13 protein-coding genes and 1 pseudogene are annotated in these 16,633 nt (G+C 50.2%); 4 read left to right on the top strand and 10 right to left on the bottom strand.

Annotated features, from left to right (window positions below; translation table 11 throughout):
- Positions 1 to 255: 255 nt before the first annotated feature.
- Genes V8L70_RS03150 through lhpI form a run of 3 tightly spaced genes read right to left on the bottom strand, consistent with a single transcriptional unit; the run spans position 256 to position 4,044 of the window.
- On the bottom strand, positions 256 to 1,524 hold the full coding sequence (locus V8L70_RS03150; RefSeq protein WP_027957706.1) for an NAD(P)/FAD-dependent oxidoreductase: 1,269 nt from the start codon (positions 1,522 to 1,524) through the stop codon (positions 256 to 258).
- Positions 1,521 to 3,041 carry a Na+/H+ antiporter NhaC gene (nhaC, locus tag V8L70_RS03145; RefSeq protein ID WP_027957705.1) on the bottom strand — a complete coding sequence of 507 codons (1,521 nt, stop codon included), beginning with the start codon at positions 3,039 to 3,041 and terminating at the stop codon, positions 1,521 to 1,523. The genes V8L70_RS03150 and nhaC overlap by 4 nt, the downstream gene beginning before the upstream one ends.
- A 46-nt stretch (positions 3,042 to 3,087) precedes the next feature.
- Positions 3,088 to 4,044: a bifunctional Delta(1)-pyrroline-2-carboxylate/Delta(1)-piperideine-2-carboxylate reductase gene (gene lhpI, locus V8L70_RS03140; protein ID WP_027957704.1), complete on the bottom strand. Its 957-nt coding sequence runs from the start codon at positions 4,042 to 4,044 to the stop codon at positions 3,088 to 3,090.
- A 245-nt stretch (positions 4,045 to 4,289) separates the two neighbouring features.
- Here lhpI and V8L70_RS03135 point away from each other — a divergent pair, with 245 nt between their 5' ends.
- The 4 genes from V8L70_RS03135 (at position 4,290) to V8L70_RS03120 (ending at position 8,458) form a co-directional block, all read left to right on the top strand.
- Positions 4,290 to 5,105, top strand: coding sequence for an AraC family transcriptional regulator (locus tag V8L70_RS03135; RefSeq protein ID WP_276316047.1), 816 nt, complete (start codon positions 4,290 to 4,292; stop codon positions 5,103 to 5,105).
- Positions 5,106 to 5,480: 375 nt separating this feature from the next.
- Positions 5,481 to 6,509 (top strand): TRAP transporter substrate-binding protein DctP, encoded by a 1,029-nt coding sequence (gene dctP / locus V8L70_RS03130; protein ID WP_231500623.1) that lies wholly within the window; start codon positions 5,481 to 5,483, stop codon positions 6,507 to 6,509.
- Positions 6,510 to 6,583: 74 nt separating this feature from the next.
- Positions 6,584 to 7,090, top strand: coding sequence for a TRAP transporter small permease (locus V8L70_RS03125; protein WP_027957702.1), 507 nt, complete (start codon positions 6,584 to 6,586; stop codon positions 7,088 to 7,090).
- 69 nt (positions 7,091 to 7,159) lie between these two features.
- Positions 7,160 to 8,458 carry a TRAP transporter large permease gene (locus tag V8L70_RS03120; RefSeq protein WP_027957701.1) on the top strand — a complete coding sequence of 433 codons (1,299 nt, stop codon included), beginning with the start codon at positions 7,160 to 7,162 and terminating at the stop codon, positions 8,456 to 8,458.
- Between the two features lie 125 nt (positions 8,459 to 8,583).
- On the opposite strand, the gene V8L70_RS03115 is transcribed toward V8L70_RS03120, so the two are convergent.
- The 7 genes and pseudogenes from V8L70_RS03115 to V8L70_RS03085 form a co-directional block, all read right to left on the bottom strand.
- The gene (locus V8L70_RS03115) at positions 8,584 to 9,576 is read right to left on the bottom strand and encodes an Ldh family oxidoreductase (RefSeq protein WP_233975297.1); all 993 of its coding nucleotides are present in this window, start codon (positions 9,574 to 9,576) and stop codon (positions 8,584 to 8,586) included.
- A gap of 96 nt (positions 9,577 to 9,672) precedes the next feature.
- Complete coding sequence (locus tag V8L70_RS03110) at positions 9,673 to 10,725, bottom strand: proline racemase family protein (protein ID WP_027957699.1); 1,053 nt, start codon at positions 10,723 to 10,725, stop codon at positions 9,673 to 9,675.
- A 116-nt stretch (positions 10,726 to 10,841) separates the two neighbouring features.
- On the bottom strand, positions 10,842 to 12,347 hold the full coding sequence (locus tag V8L70_RS03105) for an aldehyde dehydrogenase (RefSeq protein WP_233975298.1): 1,506 nt from the start codon (positions 12,345 to 12,347) through the stop codon (positions 10,842 to 10,844).
- Positions 12,348 to 12,372: 25 nt separating this feature from the next.
- Positions 12,373 to 13,701 carry an NAD(P)/FAD-dependent oxidoreductase gene (locus tag V8L70_RS03100; protein WP_027957697.1) on the bottom strand — a complete coding sequence of 443 codons (1,329 nt, stop codon included), beginning with the start codon at positions 13,699 to 13,701 and terminating at the stop codon, positions 12,373 to 12,375.
- 25 nt (positions 13,702 to 13,726) lie between these two features.
- On the bottom strand, positions 13,727 to 14,674 hold the full coding sequence (locus V8L70_RS03095; RefSeq protein ID WP_336268828.1) for a dihydrodipicolinate synthase family protein: 948 nt from the start codon (positions 14,672 to 14,674) through the stop codon (positions 13,727 to 13,729).
- A 348-nt stretch (positions 14,675 to 15,022) separates the two neighbouring features.
- Complete coding sequence (locus tag V8L70_RS03090) at positions 15,023 to 16,405, bottom strand: L-serine ammonia-lyase (protein ID WP_233975299.1); 1,383 nt, start codon at positions 16,403 to 16,405, stop codon at positions 15,023 to 15,025.
- 114 nt (positions 16,406 to 16,519) lie between these two features.
- Positions 16,520 to 16,633 (bottom strand): annotated as a pseudogene (locus V8L70_RS03085) (IS630-like element ISHsp2 family transposase); the annotation flags it as partial.

Below are 16,633 nucleotides of genomic sequence, written 5' to 3'. Positions count from 1 at the left end.
TCAGCAGAGATTCTAAGAACGCTAGCGCTCACTGATCATAAGTCTGCATAAATGGACACGGCATATTCGATATAAAGGTTAAAAAACAAAAAGATATTGAAAGGCATCAGCCATCTCTTCTGAAATCGGTAGGACATGCCACCTCTCACCATACGCTATGTACTGAAGATGACGACGCGGTTTAAAAGGTGTCGGGAAGGGGGGAGCCCATCAAAGAATCAAGTGATCTGACACTCATATAGTGTCAGATCAGGCTCAAATACACTCGAAACGGTCTGCTCGGAAAGGAGTCAGATTAATGACGGAGGGGCGCCCCATCAGATGATCGGCGATCAGCTCAGCGGTAATCGCCGCCTGAGTCAATCCTAGGTGCTGATGACCAAACGCAAACTGTACCTGCGGGTATTTAGGGTGTTGACCGATCACTGGCAAAGAGTCTGGCAATGTCGGGCGCGCCCCCATCCAGTCGCTGGCTTGCTCGACGCCACGGGCATCGCTCAAAAGTGCTGAGGCATGATACTTGAGCGTTTGTGATCGTTTAGGGTTGGGCTTTAGCGCCAGCCCGCCCAGCTCAGAGAAGCCAACCACCCTAAGACCGCACTGCATGGGCGTCATAACGATATTACGCTCTGCCGAACCAATTGGCTGGCGTAACGCATTCACGCGGTTGGTAATAGTGAGGCTGTGGCCACTTTCGCCCTCCAGCGGCATATTCAGGCCCAACTGTTTCGCTAGCTTAGCGCTCCAGGCACCAGTGGCGATGACCACTCGCGGCGCTTCAATAGTGCGCTGATCTGATCGAATGGAGACACTTTCCGCAGTCGCACTGATCTGCTCGGCACTTTCGCGCACGATTTCCCCGCCCGTGTTTTCAAACGCCTCGACCAAGCGCTGCATGACACGGTAAGGATCGCTCACCTGATGAGCGTTGGGGAAAAGTAGAGCATGATGAATATTCGGGTTCAGGCCGTTATCCCGCTCCTGTACCGCGTCGGCGTCTAACAGCGTGGCTTCGATACCGTACTTCCCAAGCTTGTCACGATGCCGACGCGCCTGCTCCAGAGCGCGCACGTTTTCCCAGACCATCAAATATCCCGAAGCAATCAGCTCGTCCTGGGCACCGATTCCTGCCAAGCAGCGCTTCCAGGCCGCCAAGGAGTGGCTATTGAGGGCGGCCAATGCTTGGCGTCCCTTGCTAACGCTAGGCTTCCTAGCCGCTATGGCAAAACGTAACAGCCACGGAAGCAAGTGTGGCAAGTGACGTGGCGGCAGCGCCAGAGGCCCATGCGGATTAAGCAGTAACTCTGGGGCTTTACGCAGTGTCTCGGGGGTGGATAGAGGATCAACCAGTTCAGTGGCAAGATAACCGGCGTTGCCAAAAGAGGCGCCCTTGCCCGGTTCATCGCGATCCATAACCAGCACTCGAAGCCCCTCCTGCTGGAGCTTCAGCGCCGCTGTCATGCCGATCAGACCTGCCCCGACAACGACCACATCGGGGTGACGTGGGGAAGTTTCAAAACTCATGAAACCCTCGAATTGTTAAGCACTAAGCTTTCGTCTTGTATCGGTGCAGATTCATCGTCCTGGGACGTGATCTTAGCAGGCTGGTCACTGTTGGGGCGCTTCTTAGGGTCGGCTTTATAGGAGAACCAACCGAACTGGGCGTAGATGATGCTCAACAGCGGCGATAGCCAGCAGGCAAATGCTAGAGGTATATAGAGCAAGGCGCTAAAATCACCATCGCCCACAGTTAGCCCCAGAGTGGTGATAACGAAAGCGCCACCTACGTTCCAAGGAATCAGCGGAGACATCAGAGTGCCGCCCTCTTCGATCGCACGTGCGAGGTTGAGTCGCGAGTAACCGAGTCGGTCATAAGCACTAACGTACATACGCCCGGGTAACGCAATAGATAGATAGACATCACCAGAGATAGCGTTGACAAAAATAGGCGTTAACACCGCGCTCGTTTGCAGTGCCCTAAAGCTACGCGCTTTTTCGGTAATCGTGGTGACCACTTTTTCTAAGCAACGAGTCTTCTCCAAAATACCGCCAAAGATCAATGCAAAGATGATTAGCGTCACCACCCAGGTCATGGACGTGACACCACCACGGTTAAGTAGGGTATCTAGCGGCCCGACTCCTGTTTCGACCGAATAGCCACTATGAGCATAGGTCAAAACATCGTGAAAGGAAGCGCCCTGGGTCAGTATAGCGATGAGACCACCTAAACAAGTTGCGGTGAACAGGGCAGGAATAGGCGCGACTTTCAGAAAGGCTAACGATAAAATCACTAGCAACGGAAGCAACTGCCAGGCCCCCAGTTGGAAAGCGTCAGACAGGCCTTCACGAATATCAACAATGCGAGCCAGCGTTGATGTGCCTTCCTGATCTCCCCCCCCCACCCAAGCATAAATCACCAAAGCAATGAGCATAGCTGGCACTGTGGTGGGCAGCATGTTTTTAATATGATCGAAAATATTGGTTTCGGTGACGGCCGGAGAAAGGTTGGTCGTATCAGATAACGGAGACATCTTGTCACCAAAAAAAGCACCTGAGACGATTGCCCCTGATGTCCAGTAAACCGGCACTTCGAGAGCAACACCGATCCCCATCAATGCAAGCCCAACAGTACCGACCGTGGTCCAAGAAGAGCCTACCACCAGTGACACAATGGCGCACATCAGCATAGTGGCCGCTAGGAACCACTGAGGGCTGAGGAGCTCTAGGCCATAGTAAATCAGCGTGGGAACAGTACCGCTGGCAATCAACACGCCGATCAACATGCCCACCACAATCAAGGTGGCAACAGCTGGCATAGCGACGTGGAGCAGCTTAAAGCCTCCGGCTTGCATTTCATCCCAGCGGTAGCCACGACTCCAGCCAAAGATTGCGGCAATACCCGCACCGAGCGCCAGCGGTATATGAGGCGTGAAGTCGCCGTAATAGAAAAGCTGAATCGCCAACAAACCGATAGTAAGTATGATGGGCAGAAGCGCCATACTTAGCGACGGTAGTCCAATGGCTTTACTTTTATTTTTCAAGCTGGTTATTCCTCTTATTCAGCATTAAATTGTCAGTAGCCTCTGATTAATTGCAGCTCCTTTCATAAGCGGTGATCGCAGCAGCCAGGTCTTCAGAAGATGCCCCTACTGCTTTAAACACCGTCACAGCTTCATTGGGGTTGTTTAGTTCGCTCCGTCCCAAATGCCGCATGCCACAAAGTTCATAAAAATCTGCTAATACGTCCGACTCACTTATGACACCGGACTTAATAGGATCAATTAAATCTCCACTCTCGGCTAAGGCACCCGCTCTAGTGTCAACGAACACATGGCCCCTGCGCATAACTTCATCGTCTGCTTCACGCATATAAGGCGTAAAACTACCTACTAAGTCGACATGCGTTCCTGGCGTGAGCCATTCGCCACGAATCAGCGGCTCTTGGCTAAGTGTGGCGCAACTGATGATGTCGGCTTCGCTAACGGCCTGCTGAAGACCATCCGCGGCAACCAGCTCTGCTTGATAGCCTTGCTCAATGAGCTCTTCGACCAGGGCGGCGGCTGATTTGGGATAAAGATCCCAAACGCGGACTCGTTTAATCGGACGTACCGATGCATGGGCGGGCACTAGGCGACGTGCCATGCGTCCAGCACCTACCATTAGCAGCTCTGCCGAATTTTCGTGGGAGAGGTATCGAGAGGCCAGCGCTGACGCAGCCGCTGTTCTGCGTGATGTCAACTCATTAGCTTCGAACTGAGCCAAATGTTTTCCAGTGCGTGCACAGCTAAGCAGGTAGTGGCCGGTAAGCCCAGGCTCACGACGCGCTGTATTGCCAGGAAAAACATTAACTTGCTTAACCCCTAGGTAGCGATTCTCTATCCATGCTGGCATCAACAATAACGTTGCATCTGGATCGCCACTGACTTTCAAGTGATGATGGTGGCGAATAGGTGACTGTACGTCGCGAGTAAAAATCACGTCGAGGGCATCGATTAGAGCCTTCCAGGGTAACGCATCGGTAACTTGTTCAGCGTTGAAATACATGACAGCCTCCCTTTATAGAATTCATCGATACAGACTAAGATGTAGGAGGTTGCAAAGTCTTGGCATGAACTCCGTAATAGTTGTCATGCATTCCGTTTGAAGGTTAGCCTTTAAGGTAGTTGCGTATACCTATACCTAACAAAAAGTGGGTCGGAGCCCGCAGCTATTCTGTGTCTCCCTACACTGAGCAACATCGCCAGCTTGCCTACAGATTGTACGGATTGAGTGATATCAGGATAACGACCATGCAACAAACTCAAGCAAGGTGTAACCGTATTGCCCGTAGTTCGGGCGAGCATTGCCATGATTTCCCCCAGCTATTGCTAGGGTGGCGTGGAGAGATGAATTGTGAGCTTGAGAAAGAGGCAGGAAGCCTGAATGCCACGACAGCCGCTATTATACCTGCCAATGAAAGACACATTTATGCTGGCCGTAATGATTGCAGTGAGCTACTGGTTATTGATTTAAGCAGCTACGATAGTTGTTTATCCATGCTTGAAAAAGACGCCAATATCGACGTGACGGAGCAGCTTTTTTCCAGACCACTGTTATTTGATATGCCACCGATTCTAGTGTCGACAGTTAGTCTTGCAGTTGAGCAGCTCCGTTTTTTTGGCCCCAGGGACTCGCGTTATCTACTGCGTCGACAGCTGGCAATGATGTTTGTTACTCAAATTTATGAGCTGATGGCTGTGGGCAGCCTGGAAGTACTGCCAAAAAATTGCCGTATTTCAGCTAGTGACATCAATTCCTTTATTGATGCATCGTTGGAAATACCACCTTCTAATTCGGCACTTTCAGATTTTCTGCACTTAGGGCAAAGCCAAATGCATCTACTGTTTGTGCGCCATTTTGGTAAATCTCCACAGCAATATGTATTAGAGCGGCGGTTATCGTGGGCGATGAAATGGCTGCAAACCACTCGGTTGCCGCTAGGTAGAATTGCCATGGACTTGGGTTTCTCAGACAGCTCTTCCTTCTCCCGTGCTTTTCGCAAACAGTTTGGTCATGCACCCTCTGCAATTCGGAGCCAGAGTGCTGCACGGACGTTAAGCAGTTAGTTTAATTCAGGAATTGCAGTCTCCTGCTTTTAACGTATCAAGTGTGAGACAACAGCGTTAACAAATACCGATAGCTGGCTTGTACAGCGCGATGTTCATTATCGACCTACTACCTGACGAAGTGCTATAGAAGCTTTCTAACAGCTTGTAAAGAATGACTTCTATAGCTCAAACGATTGCCAGAAATCATACACCCAGGCGTATACAAATAGATTTTACCCGACTTAACTGCACCTATCATAACCTCAGGTATTGCTTTGCACGCAAGAAAAGTAGTTTCCATTACTTTCTCCATAGTAATAGCTTGGATAAATGCTTGGCCGAGCCCAAGCAACAGGTAAGCACTAACTACAATGGCTCGTCGGGAGAAAAATTATGAATCTAAAAAAATCCGTAAAAATCAGCTCAATCACAGCTGCCGCTTCGATTATCGCTACTATGAGTTTCTCATCGTCAACATGGGCTAGCGACGAAGACTTAAGATTCACCATGGCAACAGAAGCAGGAGATCGAGAATCGCCCCAAGGACAGGCCGTAAAAAGGATAGCGGACCTAGTCGAAGAACAAACTGATGGTAGAATCAGGATTAACGTATTTTATCAAGATGAGATTGGTGGACCTCAAGAGCTCTTCGATCAGCTAGTTCGTGGCAACATCGACCTCTTTTTAGGTTGGCCCCAGACCTCCTACGATGAACGCCTTGGCGTCCTACAGTTGCCCTACCTCACATTGGGCTGGGAGGACGCTCTTAAGGCTTACAGTAAAGATGGTTGGGTATCGGAAATTATTGACCCAGTCCTTGCCGATATAGGACTCGAATACCTAGGCCCATTCCCCGAAGGCTTTGGTGGTATCGCCACCTCGGATAGCTACGCGACTAACTATGACGATGCCAGGGGCATTAAACTTCGTTCACAGCCAATATTCCCGCTGCCCCAGACAATTCAGGCCATGGGCTTCCAAGCAGTCCCAATCGATTGGTCCGAGGTTTACACGTCTATCCAAACGGGGGTAGTTGACGGCGACTCAAGCAACGTCATTTATTGGGATTATATCTACTTTAATGACCTGCTCGATTACTTTGTTCACTCTAAACATAACTTTTCTTTCTATACTTTTCTCATGAATCAAGACTCCTGGGAAGGAATGGATGATGAAGATCGCGGGATTATCGCAGGCGCTGTTGACCAAGTAATCAACAAACAATTCGAAGACGCCCAAGCAGAGGATGAAAAGTGGATTCAAACGGCTCAGAACGATGGTATGGAATACATCGTACCGTCTGATGAAGAGATGGCAGCATGGATTGAGCGTGTTCGAGAGGACGTTTGGGCCGAAGCTGAAAATTCTTTGGGCGAAGAAATCATGCAAGAGGTTCGCAATCTCGCCTCTGAGCCTAACTAAATAATACCTGCCAAGTGACATAGGATGTGCCTCTAGCAGGTGCATCCTACGCTCATTATCTACTAGGTAATATCATGAAGGTCATTATGAATTTTTTCGTCGTCTTAGATAACGCGATTGTGATTCTTATGAAAGCTGCCGTTACGCTATTAGGTGCTTTCGTCGCCTTCGCCATGGTGATTGGCATTGCTTCAAGAGCGGTATTAGACACACCTTTTTTTGGTCTTGAAGAATTGGTGCTTATGGCTGCCATGTGGCTTTATATGCTGGGTGCAGCTCTAGCTTCAAGGGATAGGTCCCACCTCAGTGCGGATTTCATCCAAGCCTTTTCCAAAAACGAGATGCTTAATAACGTTACGCGACTTATCGCCACTACCATATCTCTGATTATAGCCGCCTTATTCGTTACCTGGAGCTACAGTCTGTTTGCCTGGGGCTTTGAAAAAGGCCAAGTTACGCCGGTGTTCCGTATACCGCATTATTTTTCACAAGGAAGTCTCTTCGTTGCCAGTATTCTGCTGTTAATTTATACACTTAGAGACTTCATTAATGACACCCGCCTTTTATTCCACAAATCATAGCTCGCTAACAATAGTGTGCAATCAGACGTCTTTCATTAAAAGAACTTCTGACAATAACTGGAGAAACTCATGGGTGCCTTATTAGCCATAGGTGCAGTCATACTACTAATGATGATAGGCGTGCCTGTTGTCTTTTCATTCGCCGCCATGACGCTGGTTCTATCACTCGCTTATGACGTCGATATCTCTTCGCTGATGACAACCGGATTCTGGTCCATCAATTCGCTTATCCTATTGGCATTGCCGCTGTTTATCATGACAGGGTATTTGATGCAGTCGGGAGGGATTGCTGCCAGGCTTATACGCTTTGCCGAAGCAATTGTTGGTAAGTCACGCAGCGGCATGGGAACGACGATGGTCGTGTCCTGTGGTGTATTCGGTGCCATTTCAGGCACGGCGTCTGCTGCCGTAGCTTCTATCGGTACTATTATGATCGGCCCGATGGAGAAGCACGGCTATAGCCGCCCCTACTCCACTGCACTGGTAGGCATTTCGTCGCTACTGGGCCTGCTGATACCACCTAGCATCACCATGATCCTATACGCAGTGGTTACCCGACAATCAGTGGCAGCCGTATTCCTGGCGACCATTGGGCCTGGCATTCTGTTGATGATTTTGCTGTGCATTATCAATGCCATTAAAACACGCAAATACCCCGGCCCCACCACCGAGACGCTGACGCTGAGTAACCGATTTAAGCATATTGGCAGCACCGGTTGGAAAGCGATGCCTGCCTTGATGCTGCCGGTTATTATTTTAGGCGGGATTTATGGGGGGATTTTCACCCCGACTGAAGCGGCCGCGATTGCCGTTGTCTATGCCATTCCCGTCGGCCTGTTCGTTTATCGCGACCTTAACCTGAAGGCATTGGCTCACTGTTTCATTCAAGCCGCCACGACGACTGGCGTCATTATGATCATTTTGCTTTTTTCCTTCGTGGCCAGCCGCATCTTCACGTTTGAGCGAGTCCCCCAACAGCTAACAGAACTGCTGCTGGATTTATTCCAGAACAAGCTGCTAATCCTGCTGATGGTCAATATTTTCTTAATCTTGATGGGCATGATTATGGATGACGTTAGTGTTGTAGCTATCCTTAGTCCACTGCTGCTACCTGTTATGGAGAGCATCGGTGTGCACCCAGTGCATTTTGCGGCCATAGTGGGTACGAGTGTGGTTATCGGCTGTAATAGCCCCCCGATGGCGCCCATTTTGTTTATGAGTTGCCGAATAGGGAAGGTGGGCATGTCGCAAGTGATTCGACCAGCATTTAGCTTTATGTTGCTCGCTGCACTCCCTGTAATGCTAGTGACTACCTACTGGCCAGCGCTGTCGCTCTTTTTGCCAAAACTGTTTGGCTATGTAAGCTAAGCACTTCGAGGATACAGCGTTGTGTGGGCCGCTCTGCTCCCTTCCTGAGAAGTCTAAGGAAGGGAGAGTTTTAATAAAAGCGAGCTACAAGCAGAAAGCACTACCAGAACTACCAAATTCGTCGCTTACAAAAAGCGGCGAATTTTTTCCAGAACAGCGCTATCAATGGCAATAAAATCATCGTAGGAAACATCGCGGCGAATCGGTCGGCGGCCAGGTATATAGGCACCCAGCTCGGTGATTCGATCAAGCTGTTGAGTCAGGCGATTTGAGAAGTGTTCATCGATAACCGTGGGTGCGATCGTGATGATCGTTATGCTAGCACCGACCCTCTCCCCCCGCTTCTGATGATCAGCCATATCAAGCGACCACGAAGCACCCGATAAACCAGCAGATAGGCATTCAATCATCAATGCCACATTCGCCCCTTTGGCTCCTCCAAACGCTAACAATGCACCGCGCAGGCCAGCGGCTGCATCGGTGGTCGCACTGCCTTTCTCATCAATTGCCCAACCTTCAGGAATGGCTCTACCCTCTTCCGCGGCATTCACCAGGTTGATAAAGGCCGTTGCGCTAGAAGCCTGATCAATCACCAAAGGCGCAGTCGCATCGGCCAGCGGCACAGCAAACGCCATAGGGTTCGTGCCAAACGTGATCTTGCTACCTGGGGAGCCTGCCACCGCCGCTGGGCTATTAGAAACAGCAAAGGCAATGACACCCTCAAGCGCAAGACAGCGGACATAGTAGCCAAGCTCACCCGTGGTATAGCTATTAGCTTGGGCAAAAAGCGTGACACCCAGGGCACGAGTGTTTTCCACCAGTGCTGGCAAGGCCAGGTCGAACCCCAACTGGGCAATACCGCCATCCGCATCCGAATGCATAATAGCGGGCAGCGGCGCAGTGAGTGTCGGCTTAGCGTTGCCATTAATACTTCCCGTATTAAAATTGGCAAGATAATCCAGCAGGTGGGGAAAGCCGACGCTAGCGTGCCCGTAAAGCGCCGCAGATACAGTTGCTGCTGCCAGAGCACGGGCAGTGGCGTGATTGGCGCCAGCGGCGAGACACGCTTGTTCGGCCAATACTTCTGCATCGCAGGCAGAAAGTGTTTCCTGTTTCAAAAACGATACCTCTCGATAGTGTTGACCACCTAACAAGAAACGCCCCAATACGGGGCGCCTCTAAGATGCAAGATAACAAGACTCATTACACCGGCTTTATGCCCAGATGTCTTTCACGCAGAACCCTTCGGTAAAGGGATCATCATGATCCAGCACATAGGTATTGATACCGTAGATCCAGCTCGTGCCTTTAATCGTGGGTACCACCGCCTTTTTGTCACCCACGGCGGCTTCTTCAACCAGCCTGCCGGTAAACACATTGCCAAGGATGCCTTGATGCCGAAAATCTTGATTTAACGCAAGCTCACCCTTGGCGTGCAGAACCGCCATTTTAGCGCACGTGCCCGTACCACAAGGGCAGCGGTCGATCGCGCCAGTCCACGTACTTGGCTTGTCCCAATCAAACTCACCGGATGCGACGGTAACGACATTTTTCCAATCAGCATCCGGGCTGTCAGCAGGACCAGAAAGTTGCGAAATGGTAATGCCGACACCTGGGTAATGCGGGTGTGCAACAGGTAATTGTTCGATAGCGGCTTGTCTTATCATGGCAGAGATCCGCGCTATCTCGGCGCCATGTTCGGGGATTAACTCGATGCCAGGAAATTGACGCACATCGGCAATGACATAGAACATGCCTCCCCAACCCACGTCCACAGTGACTTTACCTAGATGCGGCACCTCTATTTCTGCATCAAGATACGCGGCAAAAGCCGGCACATTCTGGAACGTGACGTTTTTTACCTTACCGTGCTGGCACTCAGCTCTGACGTGAATCAATCCTGCTGGCGCTTCTACGGTAAGCTCCGTGACTGGCTCCTTCATTGGCAGCATGCCCATTTCCAGCAGAACAGTGACTACCGAAATAGTGTTACCTCCCGACATAACGGGATACTCAATCTGTTCCATAATGATATTCCCTACATCCGCATCTGGATGGCAGGGAGGAACAATAATATTGCAACACAGCGGCGGATAGCCACGCGGCTCTCGCAGCATTAACTTACGTAGCTGATCGTCATTCTCCCGCAGCCAAACCATTTTCTCATGGACGGTATTTCCAGGGATGTTAGGCACACCGCCTGTAATAACGCGCATAGGCTCGCCAGCGTGTGTGTCTACAGCATGGATTGTTCTTTTAAATGCCATATTTCACTTTCCATTAAGTATTTTCGTTAACTATTAGAAAATATTGTTAACTAAAGTCAGGTTATTAATTAAGCTTAAAAGGCCGGTTAAACATCGTTAACCGGCATTAATCAACCTTACCCAAGTTGAATCCAGGTCGTTTTAAGCTCACAGTACTGATCATGGGCATGGAGCGATTTGTCTCGACCACTGAAACCCGACTGCTTGTAACCACCAAAGGGCGTGGTAATGTCACCTTCCGAGAAACAATTGACGGAGATGGTGCCTGCACGAATCGCCGCTGACATTCGATAGACCGTGTTCAGGTTTTCGCTCCACAGCGATGCTGCTAGCCCATAGCAGGTGTCGTTGGCGATACGGATGGCCTCCTCTTCCGTATCAAAGGGAATCACCGCCAGCACCGGCCCAAAGATTTCATCAATTGCAACCGAGGCATTGGCGGGCACATCGTCAAAAATAGTTGGCGCCACGAAATAGCCGCCCATTGCTTCGTTCAAGCGCTGGCCACCCACAATCGGTTGAAGCCCATCGGCTTTGGCTTGCTCGATAAAGCCCATCACCTTTTGCATGTGTGCTTCTTCGATCAACGCGCCGAGCTGTACGGAGGGATCTAATGGATCGCCAGTGATCCACTCGTCACTGAGTTGACGGAGCATTTCTTCCAGCAGCGACTCTTTCACTGAGCGGTGCACAATCAAGCGAGAACCTGCCGAGCAATTTTCACCCATGTTCCAGAACGCAGCAGCCAGGACATTGCTGGCTATTTCCTTGATATCCCCACTATCCGACATGACGATCTGAGGATTTTTCCCGCCACACTCCAGCACGATACGCTTAAGGTTACTGGCGGCGGAATACTCAAGGAAACGTCGGCCGGTAGCCGTAGAGCCGGTGAAAGCGACCAGATCAATGTCCGGATGCAGACCAATCGCCTTGCCCGCCGTATGACCCAAGCCAGGCACAATATTGAGCACCCCAGCCGGAATACCCGCTTCCAACGCCAGTTCGGCTAATCTAAGCGTGCTGAGTGAGGTCAATTCAGAAGGCTTTAAGATAACGCTATTGCCTGTTGCAAGCGCTGGTCCTAACTTCCATCCCGCCATCATGGCAGGGAAATTCCAGGGCAGCACGGCAGCCACAACGCCGATCGGTTCACGGGTAATCGTCGCCACACAATCTTTTGCCGTTGGCGCTACCTCGTCATAGAGCTTATCAATCGCTTCGGCATGCCAACGTATCGTGTTCGCGGTATCGGGTATATCTACATTGAAGCATTCACTAATGGGCTTACCCGCCTCAAGTGATTCCAACACTGCCAGCTCGAAACTGTTCGCTTCAATGGCATCTGCGAAGCGTATCAATATAACTTTGCGTTCAGCCGGAGACAGCAGCGACCAATCGCCCTGCTCAAACACGCGACGTGCAGCCTGGACAGCTACGTCAACATCGTCTGCATCACAGGCGGCCACCTGAGTGAGCAATTCGCCTGTGGCCGGGTTCAAGGTTTCAAACTGCTCACCAGAGCGCGCAGGCACAAACTGGCCATCAATAAACGCTAAATTACGATACTTCAGCTGGCTGATTTGCTGTCGGATCGTTTCCTGGGTCAGGGCATTAGACATTGTTCTGCTCCTATTGACGCATGAGTTAAAGCTCTATTCCGGCTTGCCACTCTTTCCAGGCAAGGGTCGAGCGAACCCCTATGCTTAGCAGAGGTTCTGGAGGGTTTGCGGTTGGCTTAGGCTGAAGTAATGCATAATCAAGCAAGTCACTTTTAATCCCGAGCGCATATTCGGCTATCAGCTTTCCCGAAATAGTGCCGCGGGTTAATCCCAATCCATTTTGGCAAACGGCGCTGAAAACACCTGGATTGATTTCCCCAAAGGGGGCTCCTCCATTACGCGACACACACAGTGCTCCTCCCCAGGTATATTCCATCGCTACCTTGGGCAACATCGGGAAGCGTTTGTTAAAGGAGCGCTGGTGCGCGGCAAGCACAAGTTTAAGCTGCTGTGCACTTGCCCTTACGTTCGGGTTGTACGTGAAAGAGTTGCGAATACAGATGCGTCCGTTGGCTAGGCGTCTTACCGTTGACCCCATTGGATCCGCTGGTAGCAGCCCCCAGCTCTCCTCCCCGCCCAGAGTTTGCTGCTCAGAAGCAGTCAAGGGGCGGGTCAAGCTGCCGTAGGTGTACATAGGCAGTATGCGGCCCTTCAAGCCAAGCTGGCTAAACTGGGCAGCGTAAGCGTTATTGGCCAATACTATCTTTGGAGCCTGCAGATGGCCTAGATCCGTCACCAAGGTATGCGGATTACCAATGATAATGTTGCGTACCGGGCTGTCTTCATAGAGGGTGACGTTGCTAGGCAACGTAGCACCCAAGCCTCTTACCAATGCTGCGGGTTGAACCTGTACCGCGCCGGGGGCATGCAAACCAGCCCGGTAAAAATCAGTCCCGGTAATTCGCTTCATGGCATGGGCATCAAGCTCTTCATAAGGCTCGCCTAATTGGCTCAACCCTTTGGCAAACGCTTCCAATGCACGTATGCCGTGAGGCTCGACGGCGCCGTGGAACTTGCCCCTTTCTTGCCAATCGCACTCAATAGCGTAACGCTTGACAATATCGCGCATATAATCGATCGCCCCGCGATTGAGGCGGATCTGTCTGAGATCAGAGTCCTGGGCACCGGTGTAGCTATGTGAGGACAGATCATGAGGTAAGTCAATCATGAAGCCAGAGTTACGCCCGGCAGCCCCAAACCCCACACGACGGGCATCAATGAGCGCAATTTTCTTCTCTGGCTGCAACTCCCCCAGCCGGCGCGCCGCTGCCAAACCGGCAAATCCAGCACCTAACACTACCCAGTCAGCCTTAACCTCGCCCCTAAGCGGCGTGGCAACTGGTGGTTCAGGCAGCATTTCATACCAGCCACAGCGACCATCTTCCTGGGGAAGGAAATTACAGGGGAGCTGCATTTTGATAGCCTCCACCAACATTCATTCAGCTACGGTGGGCAACTAGCGTGTCATAAACACGCTTGAAATCAGCCTTTTCTTCATCAGTCAGCGGCAGCAAGGGGCGGCGCGCGGGGCCAACGGGCATACCGGCCAGTTCGCAGCCATGCTTAATGTATTGGCAGAACTTACCACCTTGCTCTAGGAGGTTAAGCATCGGTAACAGACGAGAAGCCAGTTCACGACCAGCCACAAAATCTTGCTCAATGACACATGCTTGATAAAGAGCAACGTGTTCTGGCGCGAGGAAATTTGATGCTCCTCCTACCCAACTACGCGCCCCCCAGGTGAAAAACTCCAGGATTTGGTCATCCATACCACAACTGAGTTGGATCTGGTCTTGAAAATCATTGGCAAGCGAATGCATACGCTCTATCGATCCAGTACTTTCCTTAATCGCCTGGATATTAGGGCGATCGCTTAAGGCCTTGATAAACTCTAGGCTCATCGGCGTTCCGGTGCGATCAGGAAAGTTGTAAAGCATGGTCGGCATATCGAGTTCGCTATCAAGACAGCGAACGTGCGCTAGCAACTCATCTTGAGTCGGCTGACAGTAGTAAGGAGCAGCCACCAAAATCGCATTGTAGTCAGCCGCTTTAGCATAACGGCCAAGCTCCAAACACTCGTCAGTCGTCGTTGCATTGATTCCGGCCATGATCGGAAGGCGACCTTTAACGTGCTCAGAGACAAACGTAAGCGTTTGTTTGCGTTCATCTTTACTCAAAGCATAGTATTCGGCCGTTGTGCCACCGATAATTAAACCGCTCACTTGCTGATCGATCAGGGTATCAACGACTTTACCCAGTGCATCAAAATCTACGGTTCCATCTGCAGCGAAAGGAGTCACGACAGGTGTCCAGATACCATCAAATTTCATATTATTGCCCTTGTTGTAGCAGTACTGTGAGTAGCCATATGGCCATGTCCACAGCATAAACACGCAGGCATAGTAATAAAAAGAAACCTTTTCTACTGCTTATCAGTTACCACAGGTTATTAATTCCCAATAGACGTTTGTCTAACGACTAATAGACACGCTACTAATATATAAATTAACTAATCGTAAATACTGAAACCTCTCATTAATTTCATCCACTAACCTCTCTCGACAAAACAAAACTTTAGACAACCCGCTTCCTACTTCGGTGAACGTTAGGCTTATACACATGTCTTTAAAACAGGAACTTTCACGCACAGAAAGCCTCTCTTATGAAAAGAGAAAACAACTTAGTCTCATCAGACTTAAGAAAGAAGTTTCCTGTATAATCAAAATACTACATATCTAACATTCTATTGCATTAACGGCTAAGCCACCTTGGGATGTTTCCTTGTATTTATCAAGCATATCCTTTCCTGTATCGCGCATGGTTCGGATCACTTTATCCAGTGAGATAAAGTGGTTACCATCCCCCCGCAACGCCATTTGCGCGGCATTAATTGCTTTTACTGTGGCAATAGCATTGCGCTCAATACAAGGCACTTGAACCAAGCCACCGACTGGGTCGCATGTCAGCCCTAAATTGTGCTCTAGACCGATTTCCGCCGCGTGCTCTACCTGTTCAGGCGAACCTCCCATGACGGCGGCTAGCCCTGCCGCTGCCATCGCACACGCAGAGCCGACTTCGCCTTGGCAGCCGACTTCCGCCCCCGAAATAGAGGCATTCTTTTTACAAAGGATGCCAATAGCGCCTGCAACAAGCAGAAAGTCGACCACATCCTTTTCGCTGGCATTGGCCTGAAACTTCATAAAGTAATGCAAGACAGCAGGAATAATGCCTGCGGCACCATTGGTCGGGGCCGTTACCATACGCCCACCCGCAGCGTTCTCCTCGTTCACCGCTAACGCAAAAATATTGACCCACTCCATCGCCGAAAACGTTGACGCGATCAGGCAAGCGTTTTGCTCTGCTGTTTGAAGTCGTTGATGCAGTTGTTTAGCGCGTCGTTTGACGTTGAGCCCACCAGGCAATACGCCTTCGTTATTTAACCCGTTATCGATACATTCACACATTACCTGCCAGATACGCCAAAGCCCATCGCGCACTTCTTGTTCACTTCGCCATATTTTTTCGTTTTCAAGCATAAGGCGAGCGATACTCATCTCTTCTGTCTTGCAGTAGGCAAGCAGCTCGGCAGCACTGTTGAAATTGTAGGGAATGTCAGCAACATCTGAATCGACCTCGCCCGCATCGACTTGCTCTTGGTCGACAACAAACCCACCGCCGATCGAATAGAAGGTTTTTTTGCATAACTCGTCACCGGTGTCGGTATAGGCAGTCAGGATCATCGCATTGGGGTGGTAAGGCAAACTCTCTTCGTGAAAATAAATATCCTGCTCCCATTGGAAAGGAACGCTGATCTGTCCTCCTAATGAGAAGTTATGTTCAGTTTTTAGCCTTTCAATACAGGGTGCAATAATACGTGGATCAATCGTATCAGGGCGCTCCCCCATTAACCCCATCATAACAGCATGGTCTGTACTATGGCCCACTCCTGTCGCTGAAAGCGATCCATAAAAGTGCACTTCCAAGCGTGACACTTTATCCATCAAATCACTTTCTTGTAATAAATTCGCGTATTTAAAAGCAGCCATCATAGGGCCGACGGTGTGTGAACTGGAAGGACCCACACCCACTTTAAAAAGATTAAAAACGCTAATTGGCATTGTAGACCCCATAACTAAATTTCTTTTGAGCACGTGTAATAGAAAACCACCTTGTGGTTTATTAGCAGTACACGAACGAAGAGCACTGTGATAACCACCAGCACTCTTAAGTGCTTATTCAAAATTAATCGCGTGATCAGCTTCATAGCTACCCAATAGCCGGTGTACCTCTTCACAGAGGTGATCAAACGAAAGGTAAGCACTCAACGGCAGCCATGCGTACTTCAT

Source organism: Vreelandella arctica (assembly GCF_037070215.1).
GTDB lineage: Bacteria > Pseudomonadota > Gammaproteobacteria > Pseudomonadales > Halomonadaceae > Vreelandella > Vreelandella arctica.
This window is presented reverse-complemented; position numbering and strand designations above follow the sequence as displayed.